This is a genomic window from Paenibacillus sp. FSL R7-0345, from assembly GCF_038595055.1.
GTDB lineage: Bacteria > Bacillota > Bacilli > Paenibacillales > Paenibacillaceae > Paenibacillus_AQ.
The window spans coordinates 5,796,811-5,816,417 of sequence record NZ_CP152002.1 but is presented as its reverse complement, the minus strand read 5'-3'; the positions used below and the strand labels follow the sequence as shown (position 1 = coordinate 5,816,417).

19 protein-coding genes are annotated in these 19,607 nt (G+C 54.8%); 13 read left to right on the top strand and 6 right to left on the bottom strand.

The window, feature by feature from the left end; all coding sequences use genetic code 11:
* The first annotated feature begins 279 nt into the window (after positions 1–279).
* The 5 genes from NST84_RS25095 (at position 280) to NST84_RS25075 (ending at position 4,537) form a co-directional block, all read left to right on the top strand.
* Positions 280–1,134 (top strand): DUF3891 family protein, encoded by an 855-nt coding sequence (locus NST84_RS25095; RefSeq protein WP_342562818.1) that lies wholly within the window; start codon positions 280–282, stop codon positions 1,132–1,134.
* Positions 1,135–1,285: 151 nt separating this feature from the next.
* Positions 1,286–2,032: an ion channel gene (locus NST84_RS25090; protein ID WP_342562817.1), complete on the top strand. Its 747-nt coding sequence runs from the start codon at positions 1,286–1,288 to the stop codon at positions 2,030–2,032.
* A gap of 21 nt (positions 2,033–2,053) precedes the next feature.
* Positions 2,054–2,959, top strand: coding sequence for a metallophosphoesterase (locus NST84_RS25085; RefSeq protein WP_342562816.1), 906 nt, complete (start codon positions 2,054–2,056; stop codon positions 2,957–2,959).
* 51 nt (positions 2,960–3,010) lie between these two features.
* The gene (locus tag NST84_RS25080; protein WP_342562815.1) at positions 3,011–3,559 is read left to right on the top strand and encodes a GNAT family N-acetyltransferase; all 549 of its coding nucleotides are present in this window, start codon (positions 3,011–3,013) and stop codon (positions 3,557–3,559) included.
* A gap of 237 nt (positions 3,560–3,796) precedes the next feature.
* Positions 3,797–4,537 (top strand): NADPH-dependent oxidoreductase, encoded by a 741-nt coding sequence (locus NST84_RS25075; protein WP_342566518.1) that lies wholly within the window; start codon positions 3,797–3,799, stop codon positions 4,535–4,537.
* Positions 4,538–4,632: 95 nt separating this feature from the next.
* Here NST84_RS25075 and NST84_RS25070 read toward each other — a convergent pair whose 3' ends face one another.
* Together NST84_RS25070 and NST84_RS25065 are read right to left on the bottom strand one after the other, a co-directional pair.
* Positions 4,633–5,445 carry a histidinol-phosphatase gene (locus NST84_RS25070; protein ID WP_342562814.1) on the bottom strand — a complete coding sequence of 271 codons (813 nt, stop codon included), beginning with the start codon at positions 5,443–5,445 and terminating at the stop codon, positions 4,633–4,635.
* 57 nt (positions 5,446–5,502) lie between these two features.
* A complete protein-coding gene (locus NST84_RS25065; protein WP_342562813.1) occupies positions 5,503–6,405 on the bottom strand; it encodes a LysR family transcriptional regulator in 903 nt (300 codons plus the stop codon).
* Between the two features lie 338 nt (positions 6,406–6,743).
* On the opposite strand from NST84_RS25065, the gene NST84_RS25060 reads away from it, so the two are divergent.
* From NST84_RS25060 to NST84_RS25040, 5 genes are all read left to right on the top strand, one after another.
* Positions 6,744–7,199: a chemotaxis protein CheX gene (locus NST84_RS25060; protein ID WP_039876796.1), complete on the top strand. Its 456-nt coding sequence runs from the start codon at positions 6,744–6,746 to the stop codon at positions 7,197–7,199.
* A 27-nt stretch (positions 7,200–7,226) separates the two neighbouring features.
* Positions 7,227–8,006 carry an SDR family oxidoreductase gene (locus tag NST84_RS25055; protein ID WP_342562812.1) on the top strand — a complete coding sequence of 260 codons (780 nt, stop codon included), beginning with the start codon at positions 7,227–7,229 and terminating at the stop codon, positions 8,004–8,006.
* Positions 8,007–8,102: 96 nt separating this feature from the next.
* On the top strand, positions 8,103–9,584 hold the full coding sequence (locus tag NST84_RS25050) for a DEAD/DEAH box helicase (protein ID WP_342562811.1): 1,482 nt from the start codon (positions 8,103–8,105) through the stop codon (positions 9,582–9,584).
* Positions 9,581–10,327 (top strand): ABC transporter ATP-binding protein, encoded by a 747-nt coding sequence (locus NST84_RS25045; RefSeq protein WP_342562810.1) that lies wholly within the window; start codon positions 9,581–9,583, stop codon positions 10,325–10,327. Before NST84_RS25050 ends, NST84_RS25045 begins: the two co-directional genes overlap by 4 nt.
* A gap of 1 nt (position 10,328) precedes the next feature.
* A complete protein-coding gene (locus tag NST84_RS25040) occupies positions 10,329–11,546 on the top strand; it encodes an ABC transporter permease (protein WP_342562809.1) in 1,218 nt (405 codons plus the stop codon).
* 119 nt (positions 11,547–11,665) lie between these two features.
* On the opposite strand, the gene NST84_RS25035 is transcribed toward NST84_RS25040, so the two are convergent.
* From NST84_RS25035 to NST84_RS25025, 3 genes are all read right to left on the bottom strand, one after another.
* Positions 11,666–11,776: a hypothetical protein gene (locus NST84_RS25035; protein ID WP_020429695.1), complete on the bottom strand. Its 111-nt coding sequence runs from the start codon at positions 11,774–11,776 to the stop codon at positions 11,666–11,668.
* A 221-nt stretch (positions 11,777–11,997) separates the two neighbouring features.
* Entirely contained in the window at positions 11,998–13,305 is a 1,308-nt protein-coding gene (locus NST84_RS25030) for an aminotransferase class I/II-fold pyridoxal phosphate-dependent enzyme (protein ID WP_342562808.1), read from the bottom strand.
* Between the two features lie 124 nt (positions 13,306–13,429).
* Positions 13,430–14,044 carry a pyridoxamine 5'-phosphate oxidase family protein gene (locus NST84_RS25025; protein WP_342562807.1) on the bottom strand — a complete coding sequence of 205 codons (615 nt, stop codon included), beginning with the start codon at positions 14,042–14,044 and terminating at the stop codon, positions 13,430–13,432.
* 151 nt (positions 14,045–14,195) lie between these two features.
* Between NST84_RS25025 and NST84_RS25020 the strand changes: the two genes are divergently transcribed.
* The 3 genes from NST84_RS25020 to gpmA all read left to right on the top strand — a co-directional run bounded on the left by NST84_RS25020 (position 14,196) and on the right by gpmA (position 18,728).
* Complete coding sequence (locus NST84_RS25020; RefSeq protein WP_342562806.1) at positions 14,196–15,983, top strand: PLP-dependent aminotransferase family protein; 1,788 nt, start codon at positions 14,196–14,198, stop codon at positions 15,981–15,983.
* A gap of 720 nt (positions 15,984–16,703) precedes the next feature.
* A complete protein-coding gene (locus NST84_RS25015; protein ID WP_342562805.1) occupies positions 16,704–17,489 on the top strand; it encodes an AraC family transcriptional regulator in 786 nt (261 codons plus the stop codon).
* Between the two features lie 489 nt (positions 17,490–17,978).
* Positions 17,979–18,728, top strand: coding sequence for a 2,3-diphosphoglycerate-dependent phosphoglycerate mutase (gpmA, locus tag NST84_RS25010; RefSeq protein ID WP_342562804.1), 750 nt, complete (start codon positions 17,979–17,981; stop codon positions 18,726–18,728).
* Positions 18,729–18,815: 87 nt separating this feature from the next.
* On the opposite strand, the gene asd is transcribed toward gpmA, so the two are convergent.
* Positions 18,816–19,604 carry an archaetidylserine decarboxylase gene (gene asd, locus NST84_RS25005; RefSeq protein WP_342562803.1) on the bottom strand — a complete coding sequence of 263 codons (789 nt, stop codon included), beginning with the start codon at positions 19,602–19,604 and terminating at the stop codon, positions 18,816–18,818.
* Positions 19,605–19,607 lie beyond the last annotated feature (3 nt).

The window sequence follows — 19,607 nt, the reverse complement described above, 5'->3', positions numbered from 1 at the left end:
GGTACGTACGGTGGTGTGAGAGGTCGGCTGCTCAGTTAATGAGCAGCCTCCTACTCGATTATCGCGGTCCACCGATTGGTACAGTTCTGTGAATTACAGGCTTAGCTATCTCGCTGGTAAATGTTTTATGTTTCTTTTTGCTGCTGTAGCGGGTACATGATATACATTCCGTAAACACATAAGCAGTACCGGATATAAGGGAAACTTAAACAATTATAGGTCTATATGTTATAATCTCCTTAGTTAATGCGCTTTCAAGCCAAGGAGAACCGGGGAGGAATGACGTTGATTTGTCGTGAGCAGGATGGGGCAATTGTGATGGTTAAGCAGAATGAGCACGGGCGGCTGGCCGGTGAGCTTGCGGTATGGTTCAAGGAGGAGCAGGTTCCGGAATCGCTACGCCGGGATGAGGTGCTGTGGGCAATCGCGAGCCATGACCGGGGCTGGATTGATCTGGATGAGACGCCGTTCTGGAATGATGCGGAGGATGCGCCCTACAGCTTTATTGATTTTCCTGTTGTGCCCAAGCTGACCTTTTACCGGCGCGGGCTTGATGAGATTGAAGCGGTGTCAGCCTATGGGGCGCTGCTGTGCAGCCTGCATTTTGAACGGCTGATCGAAGTGTCCGGTGAGGAAAATCCGGAGCTGGACAAGTATCAGAAGGATGAGGCGGAGCGCAGGGCCCGTATTCACCGGGAGCTTGAGCAGCGGAATGTGCCGATTGGCGAAGATGAGCTGTTCTATGATGCCAGGCTGCTGCAGTTCTGCGATGATCTGTCGCTGTATATGGCGCTTAACAGGCCGGGCAGCCCTAAATCCGAGGAGCATCCCTGGTGGAAGGACGGGTTCTCGGGCAGCGAGGATTTCAAGTTCACTTCAGGCCGGGTAATTACTGCGGAGTGGAAGAATGAATCGGCGCTGATGCTTGAACCGTTCCCTTTCACCCGCGAGGTAGAGTGCGTATATAAGCTGCGCAAGGTCAGCCGTCAGGAGATTGCAGACAAGGGAATTGCCCGCGCCTACCATGAGGCACCGGAGGAAGAATGCCGGATTATGGTGATTGCACGGCCGGAGGAAGAGTCTGCTGCTGCGGGGAATGCTGAAAATGCAACCGCGGGCAGTGAATCATTGTAAATAACGATACTGTGAGAGTGAAGTGGATTTTCTCCACCTAATTCTACCGGCATTTTTCCAATTAAAATTCTGCTACAGAGTCAAATAGGGATATTAAGTGTTGAATTTCCACTAAGACTTTGGCGCTGTCAAAGGACAGGGGGGGATAGCCATGAGCTGGTGGATGTGGACCCTTAACGCTGCTGTGATTATACTGCTGTCCCTGCTGTTTTACCGGCTCAGAAGGAAATGGGTGGGGAAGGCGGTTCTGCTCATTCCGGTGCTGATTTACGCGCTGATTTCGGCCGAGGACCTGCTGGGCTGGATTGAGCTTGGTTCGATTGTGCCGGGCGACCGAGGGCTGCGGGGGCTGATCCTGCTGTTTGTGCCGGCTTCGGTGCTGTTCTATATCCTGTTTATTTTTCATGAAATCAAGGAATCCAACAACAAGGAGGTCAGGCTGCAGCAGACCCTGGTCCGCATCAGTATCGCCGCCTTTACCTGCATTCTTTTCTTTACGATTGTATATACATCCATTTATAAGCTGTTTGGACAATCTTCCTTTATGGGAAAAGGGCTCGGAGAGGATCTGCTCAGCCAGCTGATTACCTTTCTGTATTTTAGCGTTGCTACATTTACGACTGTGGGCTACGGGGATGTGGCACCTATTGATAATACGTCACGGCTCGTTGTCATTATGCAGATCAGCTTCAGCTTCATCACTGTGGCCTATGCCTTATCCATGCTGGGTTTGTTCCGTAAAATTCTCGGGGCCAATACGGAGGATGAGATTGAAGCTGAGATTGATGTGAAAATTGAGCATGCCGAGTCAGATTGTCAGGAACAGAAATCCGGTGTGAGATCTGCAAAAAAATCAGATCAGGCTGCAGCTGCAGAAGACAATTTATCTACAAAATAGTACCGAAAGGAGAACCTCCCTATGAATAGAGACTTGTCCGGGGCTTCTCCCAAACGTGGTAATGATCCGGAACCTGTCAAGGCCGGCCGCCGCAAAATCACCCGCCGCCAGTTCCTGGCCCGGGGAACCGCAACGCTGTTCGGGGCAGGGCTGCTCACTGGCGGATATGTCTGGCAGGGGGAGCCGGGCTGGCTTGAGGTTACGGAGCTGGAGCTGCCGCTGGCGCAGCTTCCCTCCGCTTTTTCGGGTACCCGGCTGGTGCATTTCAGCGATGTCCATCTGGGTTTCAATAAAGATGCCGGGGATGTGAAGCGGCTGGTGAAGCATATTAAGGAGGCCAAGCCGGATCTGATCTGCTTCACCGGCGATATTGTGGACAGTGAGGCCGAGGATCTGACCGATTCAGTGTCTCTGCTGGCTGAATTGACTGCTCCGCTGGGTAAATACGCGATTTTTGGCAATCATGATTATAAAAATACCGAGCTGCTCACCCGTCTGCTGCAGGCTGCCGGTTTTGTTGTCCTCAGGAATCAGTCCTATGTGATCAGCCAGGGCGGAGCGAGGATCGGGATTGCGGGACTTGAGGATATGCTTAAGGGCACTCCGGATCCTGAAGCTGCGCTCAAGGACATTCCGGAGGATATGTTCACTGTCCTGATGATGCATGAGCCGGATTATGCCGACACGGCAGAGGGTTACCCCTTTAACCTGCAGCTGTCGGGACACAGCCATGGCGGGCAGATCCGCCTGCCGTTCATAGGAGCGCCATATACGCCTTACGGTTCGCTTAAATACATAAGCGGTTTATACTACACCGCAGCAAAAGCAATGCCGGTTTACGTGAACAGAGGCTTCGGCGAAACCTATATGCCATTTCGGATGCTGTGCAGGCCGGAGCTGACCGTACTCACCCTGCGCCGGGCTTAGGGCGCGCAGAAGCGGCTGATCCGCCATTAACTGCAGAGAAGAGGGGAATTTATGATTACTCATGAAACAGTATCATTCACCGCCCGGCAAGGAACTTCAGTTGAACTGAGGCCGATGCTGCCCGCTGAGGCCGGCAGGCTAAGGACCCTTCTCTCGCATCCGGAGGTTCAGCCGCATATTGTGATGCGGTGCGGAGCCGGATCACAGCAGGCGGTCCTGGATAAACTGGCGCACAGAATGATCCATGCCTACGATCCCTGTGCACTGCATGCCGGCATCTATGCCAAAGGCGGGCCGGAGCTGATCGGGACGGTGTCGCTGCAGAACTGGAACCGGCATGAAGGCAAGGCAGTGTTAGGTTACATGCTCCATCCGGACTGGTGGGGGGCAGGCTTCACCACAGAGGCGGTCGGGCTGATGCTGGACTACGCAGTACGGGAACTGGGCCTGCTTAAAGTGGAGGGCCGCTGCCGGGGCAGCAACCTTAGAAGCGAGCGGGTTATGCTCAAAAACGGGCTGACACCGGAGCGGATTCTGCCGGTGGCTGACGGCTCGGGTGATGTCATAAAAGTGTTCAGCATTGTTACACAATTGAAATAAAGCCGTTATCAAACTCTAACAGTGTCCGGTTAAACTAAGTACATGACCCCCTTTTGAAAATATAACTGCTGTTGGGACCCGGTACTCCGGGTCCATTTTTTTGTGCTTATGCAGTTAAAGGGATGAGATGCTGGTGTTTATGGCCGGAAAACTGGCGGCTGCCGATGCTGCCGGGTTATGATAAACCTTAAGAGAGATGCTCATCACAGCCTTAGGAGGAATCAACCATTGAATGAAGTGCTGAACACCCTAAACAATCACCGTTCGTTCCGGAAATACGCAGACAAGCCGGTAGAGCCGGAGAAGCTGCGGATGATTATTGAAGCCGCACAGGCAGCCCCTTCCTGGGTTAACGGACAGCAGGTTACGATAATTTCCGTGCAGAACAAAGAGCGCAGGGAGAAGTTCGCAGCGCTGAGCGGAAATCAGAAGCATGTGGCAGAGGCCCCGGTCTTCCTGGTGTTCTGTATGGATTTCTACCGCACCAAGCTGGCCGGCGAGCTGGAAGGCCAGCCGTTTGAGGCAGCGGCGGATGCCGATGCACTGCTGGTTGGTGCGGTCGATGCAGGGATTGCCCTGGAAAGCGCAGTGGCCGCTGCAGAATCGCTCGGGCTTGGCATCATCCCGATCGGCGGCATCCGCCGTAATACCGCGGAGGTTATTGAGCTGCTGGAGCTGCCGGAGTATGTGTTCCCGGTGGTCGGCCTGTGTATCGGTTATCCCGGGGAAGAGCTGCCCAAGAAGCCGCGCCTGCCGCTGGAGGCAGTCTATCATGAAGAGCGCTACAACCGTGACCTCGAAGGCAGCATCCGGCAGTATAATGCGGAATTCCGGGAATATCTGAAGTCCGTTGGACAGACAGAGCGCGACTGGAGCGCGGTTATCGCCCACTTCTATGCGCTGAACCCGCAGTATGGGGATGCCGGGAGGACGCTTCCCAAGCAGGGCTTTACGGGCAGCAGCCTGCAGAAAGGATAAGCTGCATAATAACAGAGCACCGCAGCGGTAAAGGTCAGACCGGTAAGCTGATATGCTTCCCGGGACCTTTGCTCTGCGGTGCTTTTTGTTCAGAATTATTCAATAGGTACGGTTACCCGCTCACGCTGCTTATAGTATACCCACTCTTTAAAGCCAATGTCCTTCAAACGTGCTTCTACCGCATCCCGCTGGTCGGCGACCCGGGAAGGCTTGTGCGCATCGGAACCGAAGCTGACTTCCACACCGAAGTGCAGGGCACGCTCGAGAATGTCATCAGACGGATACCAGCCGCCGCACAGCTTGGTGCCGCCGGAGGTATTGATCTCGATTGCGGTTCCGCATTCACCGATAACGCGTAAGGCTTCATCTACCTCGGCGGCAGCCGGGATATCACAGAACTGTGGATAGTTGCCCTTCATCGCATCGATATGGCCGAGAATCTGGAACATGCCGCTGCGGGCGGAATCGGCGATCAGCCGGTAATAATCCGCTTTGACGGCTTGCATCTGCTGCGGATTAAGCCTTTTCCAGCGGCTCTTGTTAAAGATGCTGTCACCGCCCACGCTATGTACGGAGCCGATTACATAGTCAAAGGGATAGGCAGCCAGCGTAGCCCGGTACAGCTCGGCGTGTTCGGGGAAGTAATCGGATTCAATGCCGAGCAGGACATCGATTTTGCCGGCGTATTCTTTTTGCAGGGACAGCACTTCCTCTACATAATTCACAATTTCCGATTTAGCCATGGCAATATGGGGGAAAGCCTGCTCGGCCTTGTGGCCGAAGTATGGTGTATGGTCGGAAATGCCTATAACGCTAAGACCGGCGGCAATTCCCGCCTCTATATAATCCCTGATGGTTCCGTCGGCATGGCCGCAGCGGAAATGATGGGTGTGCAGGTCGAACTTCATATGCGTGAACATCTCCTTTGGCCATAGTGTGTGTACGTCAGCAGCACATCATACCGGTTATTCCGAGCCGATGAACTGGGTCTCCGGCATGCCCTTCAAATCGCTGAGGAACTGGCGCATGGCGGAGTTGACATATTTGCCTGACTTGGTAATGACCCCTACCGGATGGGTAACCTCAAGCTCAATGATCGGGACAATCTTGAGTGTACCGCTGCGGACCTCGGCCGTTACGGATTGCTTGGAGATAACGGCTGCGCCCAGATCAAGCTCAACCATGCGCTTCACTTCCTCGCTGCTCGTCAGCTCCATGATGACCTGAGGCTGAATACCGTGCCTGGCCAGGACATCATCGACAAATCTGCGGCCGACCGTATCTGGAGAGAGCAGAATGAGCGGCGTAGTGCCGAGCGCTTCGATCCCCGCCGTTTTCATCTGGGCCAGCGGATGCCTTGGGGATACTACCAGCTCAAAGGTGTCGTAATACAGCACCGAAGTGGTCATCCCCGGATTTTGCCCGATCAGATAACCGATTCCGACATCGACAATCCCGTTCTCCACCTGCTGATAGATCTGCGATGAGGACATGGAGGAAATCGAGGTTTTGATATGCGGGAACTGGTCCTGAAAATAAGACAGGATGCGCGGCAGAATCTGAATCGCAATGGAAGTGGTTGTGCCGAGAATAATATGTCCCTGAGGGTTCTCTTCCAGATCGGCGAGCCGTTGCTTCAGCTCCTCCACGATACTTACAATCTGCTCTGCATGTGAGAGGAATACTTTGCCCCTGTCAGTCAAGGTAACCGGCTGGTTCCGGTCAACGAGCTGTGTTTTGAATTCTTCCTCCAGGCTTTTGATCTGTGCCGAAACTGCCGGCTGGGTCAGGTTAAGCAGTTCGCCTGCCTTGCGAAAGCTCATCGTCTTGGAGATTGTAATCAGTGTCTCCAACTGGCTAATGTTCATAGATGTGCCCCCTTTTTGCCTACCGAATCGTGCGCCGAATAGCTGAATCTGTATATAGTGTGGAAACCGGGCGTGCTCGCAGGATAAACATTGTGACGTTGTATAGGAAAATAGATGGTTAAAACAGGCTTTATCTTACGCGGAGTGTGGGCTTTTGATTAAATTATAGGAGATTACATCCGGCAGGGCAATGCGGAGGATAAAACTATCTTGAGAATTCCTTCGACAAGAGCATTAATTTTTGGTGAATAATGCCGATATATGAAGTATAATTAATCATTATTACTTAGGACTTTTGGTATGCAACTAAAGCCAGGTAGAGGGGGGACAGCACTTTCATGAAAGCAGAAGTAATCAATCCATTTCTAGAGTCTGCACGCATTGTAATTGAGCAGGTGGTTCAGGTCTCGCCATCCACCGGAAATCTGGGCATCAAGGATATTGAACTGATCGATAACCATATATGGATTCAGGTCGGGATGACGGGACAGCTCAGCGGGGATATTATATTCGGGCTTGAGGAGCATGTGGCGCTGAAGATGGTATCCGCAATGATGGGCGGCTATCCGATTGCAGAAATGGATGAAATGGGACAGAGTGCAATTTCGGAGCTGGGCAATATGATCAGCGGAAATGCCAGTACGATCCTATCCAATCAAGGGGTATCCGTTGATATTACACCTCCGAAGCTGATGAAGCTGGAGAGCATGGCTGTTTTCCCGCGCAAAGCACTTAGCATCCCGCTGCTTATGGAAGGCATTGGGGAACTTGATATTCAGGTAATGATTTCTTAGGGAGATCTTAGGAGCTGAAAGATACTCATGCAGCAGCTTAAAGACAAGATTGTTGTGATTACAGGAGCTTCGAGCGGAATCGGGGCCCTTACGGCCCAGATGCTGAGCACAAAAGGAGCTGTTCCCGTGCTGCTGGCCCGCTCGGAGAAGAAGCTGAAAGAGACGGCAGGCGGAATTCAGGGCCAGTACGGACTGTACACCTGCGATGTTACGGATGAGTCTGAAGTGAACCGGGTTTTCGCTGAAATTCTGGATGTTTACGGCAGAATTGATATTCTGCTGAACAACGCCGGATACGGCAAATTCGCCGGGTTCACCGAGATGGAGCCGCAGGAATTCGCTGATATGATGGACGTCAATTACATGGGCATTGTCCGCTGTACCAAGGCTGTTGTTCCGCATATGCTGCAGCGGGGTAGCGGGCAGATCGTCAATGTAGCCTCTATGGCCGGCAAAATCGGAACAGCCCGTTCCGTTTCCTATACGGCAACCAAACATGCCGTGCTGGGCTTTACCAATGCCCTGCGCCAGGAGCTGCGCAAGAGCGGAATTACTGTGTCGGCGGTCAATCCGGGACCGATTGCCACTGATTTTTTCAAAACGGCTGATCCTTCCGGTAACTATGAGAAAAATGTAGCCCGGATGATGATGACGCCGCAGCATGTCTCAACTCAAATCGTCAAGCTGATGGAGAAGCGCAAGGAAGAGATTGATCTCCCCGGGATTGCCGGCTTCGGTATCCGGCTGTATGGTTTGTTCCCCCGTCTGGCAGACAAGCTGACTTATAACGCAATGAACCGTAAATAGACGGTTTATATGAGGAAATGGCCTTCCATTTGGTGGAGAGGCCTTTTTGGCATATAATGAAGATATTAACTCAAGCGAAAAGGATGAAATACACTTATGACTAACGCTTCTTTTGCGGCCATCGGCATTCAGGAGGACCTTGTTGCCCGGTTGGCGGAATTCGGCATTACCGCCCCATCCCCTGTTCAGGAGCAGACGATTCCGCTGCTGCTGGAGGGAAGGGATGTACTGGCCGCTTCCCAGACAGGAACAGGCAAGACGCTGGCCTATCTGCTGCCGTTGCTTCAAGGAATAAATCCGGAGCAGAGAGTGGTGCAAAAGCTGGTGCTGGCCCCGACCCAGGAGCTGGCCATGCAGATTCTGCGCGAGGCGGAGCGCTACGGCGATCACCGCGGCATTAAGGTGATGGGTCTGATCGGCGGAGCGGCAATCAAACGTCAGATCGACAAGCTGCGTGAGCATCCGCAGCTTGTCGTCGGCACACCGGGACGCATCCGCGAACTGATTGGCCTGCGCAAGCTGAAAATGCATGAAGTCAGCACCATTGTGATCGATGAGGCCGACCAGATGTTCCAGCTCAGCGGAGCCGGAGAGGTGGCCAAGATCGTCAGCAGCGCGCTGCGCACGCGCCAGCTGGTAATGCTGTCTGCGACCATCGGTCCGGAGACAAAGGCCCTTGCATCGCGGGAAATGAAGAACCCGGCCGAGATCGGCATTGATCCGGGCGTGATGACTGCCCAGACACTGGAGCATCATTATGTGGTGACAGAAGAACGGAACAAGGTGGATATGCTGCGCCGTATTATCCGCCACTACAACCCCAAGCGGGCGATTGTGTTCGTCAACGCGACGGAGGATATTGCCGAGGTTGAGGCCAAGCTGAACCATCTCGGCTTGACGGCAGCAGCACTGTACGGTGATGCCGACAAGGTTACGCGCAGCAACGTGCTGGCGAAATTCCGCGACGGCAAGTTCCGCGTGCTGGTCGCCAGCGACGTGGCGGCCCGGGGTCTGGACATTGAGGAGCTGACGCTCGTCGTCAGCTTCGATCCGGCCTTTGACGCCGAGCACTATGTGCACCGGGCCGGCCGTACCGGGCGCATGGGCAAACGCGGGCTGTCGGTGACGATCGTTACCGAGCAGCAGACGTTTATCATGCGCAAGTTCGCCCGCGAGCTCAATATCCAGCTCGAGGAGCGGGCGATGTCCGCCGGCAAGGTGCTGGCGGCGGATGAGGTCCGCAAGCCGGCGCTAGGCCGCGGCGAAGGGGATGCAGGCCAGCGCCGGGAGAGCGCAGCTCCGCGCGGCGGCAAGCCGGTGCAGACGGCGTCTGTGCAGCCGGATGCGCCAGGTGCAAGGCCGGCGGCAGCGCGGCCGGACGGCGAGGGCTCCGGCGCGGCTATGCGCCGCGAGCCGCAGCACGGGAGCGCCCGGGCCGCAGGCGGACGCAGTGGAGCCGGCTCTGCTCCGGCTTCGGGCGGCAAGTCGCGCAGCAATGCGGAACGCGAGAAGAACCGAAAGAACAAAGGAGCGCCAAAGTGGCTCAAGAACAAAACCACGGGAGGTGACGGTCAATGAATAATGCCCCCGTACTGCAAATTACGGGATTAAGCGGAGGTTACAGCCTGAACAAGCCGGTGCTGCATGATATCGGCCTGCAGGTCCAGCCAGGCGAAATGGTCGGGCTGATCGGACTGAACGGAGCAGGCAAGAGTACAACGATGAAGCACATCCTTGGGCTGATGTCGCCGCATAAGGGCGAAATCACCGTTCAGGGCAAGACCCGTGCTGCGGACCCGGAAGGGTATCACAGCGCACTGACGTTCGTGCCGGAATCGCCTCTTTTGTATGAGGAGATGACGGTCCGCGAGCATGTTGAATTTACGGCCAGGGCTTACGGCGTGGAACGCAGCGATTATGAGACCCGCAGCCTGCAGCTGGCCGCACTGTTCAATATGGAGGACAAGATGGATACACTGTCCTCCCATTTGTCCAAGGGGATGAAGCAGAAGGTTATGATTATGTGTGCCTTTGTAGCCCGGCCGGCACTCTATGTGATTGACGAGCCTTTTCTGGGGCTTGATCCGCTTGGCATCCGCTCCCTGCTTGACTTCATGATGGAGCTGAAGCAATCGGGAGCATCCATTCTGCTCAGCTCGCATATTCTCTCCACCATTGAGAATTATTGCGACCGCTTTATCGTGCTGCACCGCGGCAAGGTTATTGCCCAGGGGACACTGGCAGAGATGACCGAAGCTGCAGGTCTGCACGGGCTGAACCTGGAGCAGCTGTTCTACGAACTGGTGCAGGGAGGGAAATGATATGGATTTGAAAGAGCTGCGCCGGCAGCGGCGCAGCCGGTTCATGGGCAGCATGATCCCCTATGTGGGATATGTAATCAGAAGCGGTGTAGCGATGGTTCTGCTGCTGGTGCTGATTGCCTTTTCAGCCTGGTATACCGCACTGCTGCGTGACACACCGTCCGATCTGCCGATCCGCTGGATCATGCTGGTGTTCCTGCTGCCTGCAGCGGTGCACAGCAGCTTCCGGACTTATCTGCAGAGTCCGGATACGATCTTTCTGCTGCCGCAGGGCCACCGGATGAAGGAGTATTTTGCGCCTTCCTGGGTTAGCGGGAATGTCTGGAAAATCCTGCGCATGGCCTTCATTCTCATCACTTTATGGCCGCTGTACATACGCACGGACGCTTCGCCCCAATCCCTGCTGCTCACAGCCCTGGTACTGATTGCAGTAAAGCTGTTGTCCAGCTACGGGCTGTGGAGGGAGATTGCAATGCTGTCGCGTCCTGCAGCAGCCGGCTACCAGCTGCTGCGCTGGGCGATTGGCGGATTAATGATAGCAGCCTGGCTGTGGCAGCCGCCGCTGCGCGCACTGATCTTTATCGTCATTCTGGCTGCAGCCTATTTCGCGGCGCTCCGTGTTCCTAACCGGCATGCCGTTCCCTGGGAGCGGCTGATTGCCACCGAGAAGAACCAGGGCACAAGAGCCCTGATGATGCTCGGCTGGTTCGTGGATGTGCCGGGACGCGAGCAGCGGGTCTACGCCCGGCGTTATCTGTCCCGCTGGGGCGGCGGCATCGCCTGGAAACGGGATAGCGCCTACCGCTTCCTGCTGACCAAAAGCTTCGCCCGCGGCGATGTCTTCGGCATCGTGCTGCGGATCGCCGTGCTGGGTATGCTGCTGGTATTATGGAACCGCAGCAGCTATGCCGGAACCGGCATCTATCTGTTCTTCCTCTTCATCATCGGCATCCAGTTGTCCGCACTGCGCAAGCTGCACAGCGAGTCGTTCTGGCTGACGGTGTACCCGCTCCCGGCAGGCAGCAGGGCGGACAGCACGACGCAATTCATTTTCCGGACGCTGCTTGTAACGGCGGCGCTGCTCGGCTGGCCTTTTCTGTTCACGCTGGCTGCACAGCCGTTCCTGGCCACCCTCAGCTTGCTGGCTGGTGCGCTGCTGGCCTTTTTTTTCAAAGTGTACATGCAGCGTAAAGCGGCTGATCCGGATGATGATCTGTAGGCAGATAGTAGAATGGAGACCGGCTTGCCGGATAACCAGATAATCAGGCAACAGAAAGAAGCCTTGAGGGGGCTTGCGCCCGCATCAAGGCTTCTTTGCTGTATATCAAGAAATTTCGGTTAGACAAAGAGTGAACGGCTGATGATAACCAGCAGGATGAAGAGAACCAGAATTGCGCCAGTGCTTGTGAACCCAGGGTATCCGTATCCGCCTCTTACTTCTTCGCTCATGTTCATTCCCCTTTCGAATGTGTTGTTGTACTTGAGTACACCGTATTGTATGTGCGGAGGGAACAACGTGTATAGGCCAATGCCATGCGCCTGCGAAATAACCCGCAAAGCGGGCTTTTACACAGATGCTGATTCAAGTGCTTGGCTCGGACCCGGAGCCTTAGATCGCACAAAAAAACAGCCCCGTTCATTCCGGGACTGTCTGCTGGTGTAAGATGATCTTATTTATTGGCCTGCTCCAGGTCGCGGACGCCGGCGTATACCATGTCGAACAGCTCTTCGAGCTGGTCCTCTTCGATACAGGAGAAAGCAACGCGCAGATCCGTCTCGCCCAGGGCAATGGTGCCCAGGCCGTAATTATGGATCAGGTGGAGACGCAGCTCTTCAGCCGGTACAGTATGCAGCTTCAGACACATGAAATAGCCGGAGTTGAACGGATAATAGGTCCATACATCGTCACCGTATTTACCGCTGTCGAGCAGCGCCTTCACTTTATTGGCACGGCCTTTCATAATCTGGAACTTTTCTTCCTTCTGCTCCGGGAACTCCGGCGATTTCAAGGCGTCCAGCACAAAGGTCTGTGATGGATGGGCACCGCTGGAAATTGTTGCGCGGATAATACCGAGCGTCTTCTGCTCCAGGGCAGCCAGCAGCTCTTTATCCTCCGAAGCGTAGGTGATAAAGCCAACGCGGAAGCCCCAGACAAACTCCTCCTTGGTAGCTCCGTCAACCTTAACCGCAAGCACGCGCGGATGCAGGTTAGCCAGGCGGCCGAACAGTGATTCCTTGAGTGAATTCTCGAAAAAGAGTCCGAAATAAGCGTCATCGCTGACCACGACTACATTAATGCCTTCTTCAGCGGCACGGAGAATAGCGGCAACGATGGCTTCACCTTCTTCAAGGCCCGGTGTATAGCCGGTAGGGTTATTAGGGAAGTTCAGCAGTACGATGGCTTTGCCGCGGTCCTTCTGGGCCAGCAGGGCATCAAGCAGGCCTTCGCTGTTGAACTTCATATCTTCAGTGAACAGCGGATAATTGACGATGTGGCTGAGCCGGCGGATGCCGAAGGTCAGCTCGTAATTCTCCCAGTTCTTGTCCGGATAAATGATGGCATCGCCTTCTTCGGCGAACAGATCGGCAACAATACTTAGCCCGTGGGTCAAAGCGTTGGTCACAATGGGGTTACCGAAGGATTTGCCTTCGAGTGAAGGATTTTCACGCAGCATTTTCTCCCGCCATACGGTGCGCAGCTCAGGTTTGCCGGCAGGAGGGGCATAGCTGTACAGGTCTTTGGGATTGTAAGCGGACAGCTTATCCTGAATGACGGCAAGGTGCATTGGCACGCCGTGTTCAGTTGCAATACCGATGGTAGCGTTATATTTCTTCGCATGAGCCGTCGCTTCCGCAGATTGGCTCAGAATGCCCTCTTTTGGAAAATAGATTGCCTTGCCAAGATTGGAGAGCATATTGTACACATGTTCATTGCCTGCCTTGATGTTGTCGTTCAATTGTCCAGCCAGTGGATTCATCCGTTTCATCCTTCCGGTATTCTTCTGGGATATATACGTTAACATTGCCTAACATTATATCACCGCGGCCTGCCGCCGTCACTGAAGAAAGCCGCGTTTTTTGAATACTTTTCGAAAAATATCTTTAAGGATGATACGGGCAAAATTTCTGCATCATCTCCAGCGTTTCGCCATCCCGGGCTCCACCGCGCTCTGTGAGGCCGCGCATAACGTCTGCACGCCCGTCCTCCTTGAGATTCTGGCCGAATTTGAATTTGGCGGTCAGCTCGTCAGGAGTAATCCGGACCACCGCAACACCCTTCAGGCGCGGCCGGTATTTGGGATCATCAGCCGTGATAGGAAGATAGCCACCCTCTGGCTGGAGCTTTTGCATAAAAAGGGTTAAGACGGCTGCCTTTTCTGTGAGGTCCTCAACTATCTCAGCTTGTCCGTAGGCTGTTACGCTTTTAAAGTAGGCCGTTGCCGGGCAGGCCAGCTCGGGATCACTAAAATAGGACGGGATGAGCGCATATTCATCTGCTACGGTGAAGCAGACCTGCATCTGCTGGCGGATGCTGTCCATTTTGCCGCCGGCGTGGCTGCCGTGAAAATAGAAATGCCCTTCCGAATATACAAAATTCAGCGGCGTGACCCGGGGGAAGCCCTGTTCATCAGCGGTTCCCAGAAAGCCGAAACTCATTCCCTGGAGAAAGGCTGTAATTTCTTCTTCCTGTTCGATTTTGAATTCTTTTCTGCGCATGGCTGATCATTCTCTCCTTTGGTGTGAAGCAGATACACGTAGGTGCAGTTGCCCCGTCAAATTTTCAATTAGCATAGTGCAGAAATTGACAATAAAAAAGTGCCGGTTTACATTAATTTTAATGGTCCACTTTGGAGGAAGAAGGAGATGTATGAATTTTACGCTGCCGTATGAACAGTATCTGGACATCTACCGCTACAAATATCTGGCGTTATATCATGCGCTCCGCACGGCGATTCTGGGCGGTACGCTGCCCGGAGGGACGCGGCTGCCCTCAACCCGCAAACTGGCAGAGCTATACCAGCTGTCCCGCGGATCGGCTTCGCAGGTGTACGATATGCTGCTGGCGGACGGCTACATCCAGACCGAGCGGGGGCGCGGCACTTTTGTCTCAGCGGCCGGTATGTTCGGCGGAGAGGGCAGGGAGAAAGTTGCCGGAGAAACGCCGGCAGGCCGGGAGCAGTTAGAGCGTGGGCAAGGGAAGGCTGGCTGCTCTATGCTAAAGGATGCTGGCGGGAGTGAGGCTGGGGTTGGTGATAGTGCTGCGCTGAGAGATGATAGCGGGAGTGAGGCTGGGGTAGGTGCTGCTGCTGATAATGCGGCATTTGAGGGAAAAAGCTCATTTCGAGGTTTATTTGGAGAAGGTATTGGTTCGGCGCTGGGGGATGCTGGCGGGAGTGAGGCGGGGAAACCTGGGACTGATGGTGGTGCTGGGATCAGTAAAAAAGCTGCATCGGTGGGTCCACAGGGTAGCGGAAACCGGCTGCCTGCTGTACCGATCACGCTCAGCGCCTGGGGTAAGCGGCTGATGGAGCAGCAGCTCTCCGTCTATGAGCGCGCCGGGGATGGCTTTATCAGCTTCCGCAGCAGCGGCATGCAGCCGGGCCAGTTCCCGTACGCGGAATGGCGAAGCGCACTGAACTATGCCGGAGGCAAGCAGGGCGGCCTGCTGGACAGCTACTGTCCGCCGCAGGGTGACGAAGGGCTGCGGCGGGCGATAGCCGCGCATCTGCGGATTACCCGCGGCATCCGGGCAGAGTCCGGGCAGATCGTGCTGTTCAGCGGCTCCATGCAGGGCATTGTCATTCTGACCCAGCTCCTGCTGGAGCAGGGCAGCTGTGCCGTAGTCGAGGATCCGGGCTATCATGGAATCCGCCGGGCGGTGGAGATCGGCGGCGGTAAGCTGCTTCTGGGCAGAGTGGATGATAGCGGGCTTGTCCCGGAGGATTGGGAAGCAGGGCTGCTGTTTGTCACGCCAAGCCGCCAGTTCCCTACAGGGGCTGTGCTGCCGCTGGAGCGGAGGCGCAGGCTGCTGGAATGGGCCCGGCGTCAAGAGGCTGTCATCATCGAGGATGATTATGACAGCGAGTTCCGCTGGGGCGGGCGGCCGATTGAGCCGCTCAAGGCACTTGACCGGGAGGAGAGGGTCGTATATGTAGGCTCCTTCTCCAACAGCATGTTCTTCGGGCTGCGTGTAGGCTTTGCCGTGCTGCCCCCTTCACTGGTGGCGCCGGTGACCGCAGCCAAGGCGCTGTATGAGCCGCTGCCCGCAGGCCAGCTGGAGCAGCGCGCCTTGGCACGGTTTATGAGCACCGGCGGGTACAGCCGGCACCTGCGGCGCATGACGCGCATCTACGGTGAACGTGCGCGGCTTCTCCGGGCGCTGCTGGCTGAGCGGCTCGGATCTGTCTTTGAGGTGCTGCCGGGAGACGCCGGCCTGCATCTGTATGCGCGCTGGCTGCGCACAGACGCGGAATTCGCCGCCTTCCGGGCGGCGGCGCTCCGGCGCGGCGCGGACTTCCGCGATGCCGCGCTGTACCGGATCGGGCCGGGTGGCGCGGCGGCCTGTTTTTCATTCTCCCATCTGGATGCCGCAGCACTGAAGGAGGGAGTGATCCGGCTAGAGATGGCCTGGAAGGATGTGCAAAACCGGGCGTGACAAGGTATTATTAAGGTAAAGATGAGGATGCTTGCCGGATTGAGCCCGTGTAATGGTGCCGAAGCTATTCCTTCCGGAATCGTCACAAAGGAGCTGGTCAACCATCCGGCCCCCTGGAAAAGGCTAGCAAAGGGAAAAATCCCACTAATTGCACCATTAGCGGGCCCAAAGTGACTAGTTAGAGGGAAAAATCCCACTAATTGCACCATTAGCGGGCCCGAAGTGACTAGTTAGAGGGAAAAATCCCACTAATCGCATCAATAGTCGGCTCAACGTGACTGACTAGAGGGAAAAATCCCACTAATCGCATCAATAGTGGGCTCAAAGTGTCTGACTAAAGGGAAAAATCCCACTAATTGCACCATTAGCGGGCCCAAAGTGACTAGTTAGAGGGAAAAATCCCACTAATCGCATCAATAGTGGGCTCAACGTGACTGACTAAAGGGAAAAATCCCACTGAGCGCATCAATAGTGGGTCCAAAGTGTCTGACTAAAGGGAAAAATCCCACTAATAGCACCAATAGTGGGTTCAAATTGTTTGATTAAAGGGAAAAATCCCATTAACGGCCCTCACACGAGCCGAAATTACCCGGTCAGAGGACAAAACCCACTTGTCTGATAGACCTCTGCCGGGCGCACAGGTTGCCTCGCAATCAGCCAACTTGTTAAACATTTAGAAAGTAACAAGAAACAACGAACAACGTTTAGGAGGGAAATATTATGCTTCACGCGTCGCCGTCCTCTTTTGTGATTCTGCCGGCCCTGGCGAAGATAGTCTGTGAACCGGGCTGGCGGTGGCAGAAAAGAGAAAAGCCGCTGCAAAATTATGATTTGTTCTATGTCTGGAGCGGGGAAGGGACGGTTGTGCGCAACGGTACGCCTTTTCAGGTAGGGAAGGGAAGCTGCTTCCTGTTCCGGCCGGGCGATTTTACGTATGCGACACATAATCCGCAAAAACCACTGGTGCTTACATATATACACTTTGATGTTACCGAAGCGGTATCGGAGATTCCGGAGCCTTACCGGGAGCTGAGTGAAACGGTGGAGTTCGAGCATTTGCTGGCCCGGTATGTTCGGCTGTTCCTGGTGAATACCTTTGCCGCAGAGGAGGAAGGCCGGCTGATACTGAAACAGCTGATGATTCACCTGCTGCGTGAGGACCGGATGATGCCGATAGAGCGGCATGTCAGCAACCATCTGACGGAAATTATCCACGAGGTGGCCAATTATGTCAGCCAGCATCCCGGTGCCTCGCACCGGGTCGAGGATCTGGCCGCCCGGGCCGGGCTGTCGCCGCGCTATTTCTCGATCAAATTCAAGGAGATCACCGGAACGTCGGTGCAGTCCTATGTCATCAGAGCCCGGATTGAGCGGGCACAGCATCTGCTGCTGTACGCCGGAATGAATGTTACCGAGGTGGCGGATGCGCTGGGATACCGTGATATTTTCTTTTTCAGCCGCCAATTCAAGCAGCACACCGGCAAAAGCCCGTCTGAAATCCGCTGACCGCCGGCGTTTCTTTTCTGCTCCGGCCGCTTTGTTTCAGCTTTTTCCTCCGGGGGTAAATACGTTGCAACCTGGTTTAGCAGAAGAAGAACATGCAGCTTGAAGGGAGAAACAGGTATGACAAGAGGACGCCGGATTTCAAATAATGCGCTCAAGTGCGGGAGTGCCGGTTATTGCCGCAGCCGCTGGAGACGCATGAGACAGATGAGCAGCGCAGCCACGGATCAGTGGTTCTAAAGGTTTTTTCTAAAAAATGTTAGTATAGAGCAATTCAGCAGAGAACCGGAGCCGGAAGGCAGCCGGTTTTTTGATTTCTGCGGCCGGCGGCCGGAGACGAATTTCCGGTCACGTGTATCTGCGCCTGCCTGCCGGGGTATAAGGGTAAAGAAGAGGGCGTTTTCTTCCGGACAGAAGCCGGACACAGACTGCCGGGGCAGCGTATAATCTGGAGTGACAGCAAATGTGCATAAGGTAAAGGAGAGAGAGAGTATGTACGAAATCGTATTGATACGGCATGGAGAGAGCGAATACAACCGCCAGAACCTGTTTACGGGCTGGAGTGATCCGGATTTGACGGAAAAAGGGGTTCAGGAAGCCAAAGCCGCCGGCAAGCTGCTTAGGGAAGCAGGCTACTCGTTCGATCTGGCTTTTGCTTCGGTGCTGAAGCGTTCGATCAAGACGCTGAACTATGTGCTGGAGGAGATGGACCTGCTGTGGATTCCCGTGCAGAAGTCATGGAAGCTGAATGAGCGGCATTATGGTGCGCTGCAGGGGCTGAGCAAAAGCGAAACGGCCGTCAAATACGGGGAAGAGCAGCTGCATATCTGGCGGCGCAGCCTGTCAGTCCGCCCGCCGCTGCTCACGCCGGATGATCCGCGGTATGCCAGAAACGATGTCCGTTACAAGGAGGTCCGCCCCGGCGATATTCCGCGCGGCGAGAGTCTGCAGGATACGGTAGCGCGTGTCGGTGATTTCTGGAATAACCGGATTGTGCCGCTGATCCGCAAGAAGGAGCGGGTACTGATCTCGGCACACGGCAATACGCTGCGGGCATTGATTAAATTCATGGAGGATCTGGATGAGCCGACCCTGCTGGAACTGAATGTGCCTACCGGAGTTCCGCTTGTCTACAAGCTGGATGATGACGTGAAGCCGGTCAGCCGCTTTTATCTCGGGGTTCCCGAAGAGGTGCAGGAGAAGGCGCGGGATGTAGCCAATCCAAGCAAGATAACAGAGTAACAAGCCTGACGGCATGATCAATAATAAAGGGTACTCCCTGCCTGAACCGGCAAATGGAGTACCCTTTTTGGTATCTGCAGCTTACAATTACGGCTTGCTTTGGGTTCCCAGCAGCTCCCCCATCTTGACCTTGGTTCCTTCGGCAAGTCCGGGACGCGGAGTGAAGGTACCATTCTCAAGCAGTAATACTACGGTGGAGCCGAATTCAAAATAGGCGAGGTCATCGCCGATCAGCCACTGTTCAGCCTGCTCATCCGAATACCGGATGCTGCTGACATTCATCGCGCCAACCTTAATAACGGCGGCCTCCCCGTTTGCTCCGGCAATATAAGTAATGAGCCGTTCGTTGCGGCTCAGCACGCTTGTCATATGTCTCATGCCGAATTCGTTGACTGGATAGGCCCGTCCGCGGATATAGTCGCTCTCAACCCTGCGTCCGGTAAGCGGCGAATGAATACGGTGATAATCGGTCGGGCTGAGGTACAGGACGAAAAAATAGCCCTTCTTGTAAAGCTCCTGATGCGGTGAGTGGTTAAGCAGCTCTTCCAGCAGGTAATCCTGCCCTTTTACATTCATAATCGTTCCGGAATGAATCTCGCCCATCGCTGTAATCAGCGCATCTACGGGACTTGCAACGGCGCCCGCACTGTCTGCGATCTGGCGCATGCCCGATTTCAGCCTGCGGCTGAAAAACTCATTCAGCGTGTGATACTCTCCGGACGGCTTCTCCGCTTCGGCGGCAGGAATATGATAAGTCCGAATAAATGTTGGGATCAAAAAACGGCTGAGTCTGCTATGGGAAAAAGCGCCCATTAACCGGGAAAGCCATCTATGCGAGGACAGCTCGGTCATCAGCCGCAGCAATTGTTTAACCATGAT

Excerpts from the sequence above, each read along its gene's own strand:
- NST84_RS25095 (WP_342562818.1), top strand. The coding sequence starts at position 280 with ATGACGTTGATTTGTCGTGAGCAGGATGGGGCAATTGTGATGGTTAAG.
- NST84_RS25090 (WP_342562817.1), top strand. The coding sequence starts at position 1,286 with ATGAGCTGGTGGATGTGGACCCTTAACGCTGCTGTGATTATACTGCTG.
- NST84_RS25085 (WP_342562816.1), top strand. The coding sequence starts at position 2,054 with ATGAATAGAGACTTGTCCGGGGCTTCTCCCAAACGTGGTAATGATCCG.
- NST84_RS25080 (WP_342562815.1), top strand. The coding sequence starts at position 3,011 with ATGATTACTCATGAAACAGTATCATTCACCGCCCGGCAAGGAACTTCA.
- NST84_RS25070 (WP_342562814.1), bottom strand. The coding sequence starts at position 5,445 with ATGAAGTTCGACCTGCACACCCATCATTTCCGCTGCGGCCATGCCGAC.
- NST84_RS25065 (WP_342562813.1), bottom strand. The coding sequence starts at position 6,405 with ATGAACATTAGCCAGTTGGAGACACTGATTACAATCTCCAAGACGATG.
- NST84_RS25060 (WP_039876796.1), top strand. The coding sequence starts at position 6,744 with ATGAAAGCAGAAGTAATCAATCCATTTCTAGAGTCTGCACGCATTGTA.
- NST84_RS25055 (WP_342562812.1), top strand. The coding sequence starts at position 7,227 with ATGCAGCAGCTTAAAGACAAGATTGTTGTGATTACAGGAGCTTCGAGC.
- NST84_RS25050 (WP_342562811.1), top strand. The coding sequence starts at position 8,103 with ATGACTAACGCTTCTTTTGCGGCCATCGGCATTCAGGAGGACCTTGTT.
- NST84_RS25045 (WP_342562810.1), top strand. The coding sequence starts at position 9,581 with ATGAATAATGCCCCCGTACTGCAAATTACGGGATTAAGCGGAGGTTAC.
- NST84_RS25040 (WP_342562809.1), top strand. The coding sequence starts at position 10,329 with ATGGATTTGAAAGAGCTGCGCCGGCAGCGGCGCAGCCGGTTCATGGGC.
- NST84_RS25035 (WP_020429695.1), bottom strand. The coding sequence starts at position 11,776 with ATGAGCGAAGAAGTAAGAGGCGGATACGGATACCCTGGGTTCACAAGC.
- NST84_RS25030 (WP_342562808.1), bottom strand. The coding sequence starts at position 13,305 with ATGAATCCACTGGCTGGACAATTGAACGACAACATCAAGGCAGGCAAT.
- NST84_RS25025 (WP_342562807.1), bottom strand. The coding sequence starts at position 14,044 with ATGCGCAGAAAAGAATTCAAAATCGAACAGGAAGAAGAAATTACAGCC.
- NST84_RS25020 (WP_342562806.1), top strand. The coding sequence starts at position 14,196 with ATGAATTTTACGCTGCCGTATGAACAGTATCTGGACATCTACCGCTAC.
- NST84_RS25015 (WP_342562805.1), top strand. The coding sequence starts at position 16,704 with ATGCTTCACGCGTCGCCGTCCTCTTTTGTGATTCTGCCGGCCCTGGCG.
- gpmA (WP_342562804.1), top strand. The coding sequence starts at position 17,979 with ATGTACGAAATCGTATTGATACGGCATGGAGAGAGCGAATACAACCGC.
- asd (WP_342562803.1), bottom strand. The coding sequence starts at position 19,604 with ATGGTTAAACAATTGCTGCGGCTGATGACCGAGCTGTCCTCGCATAGA.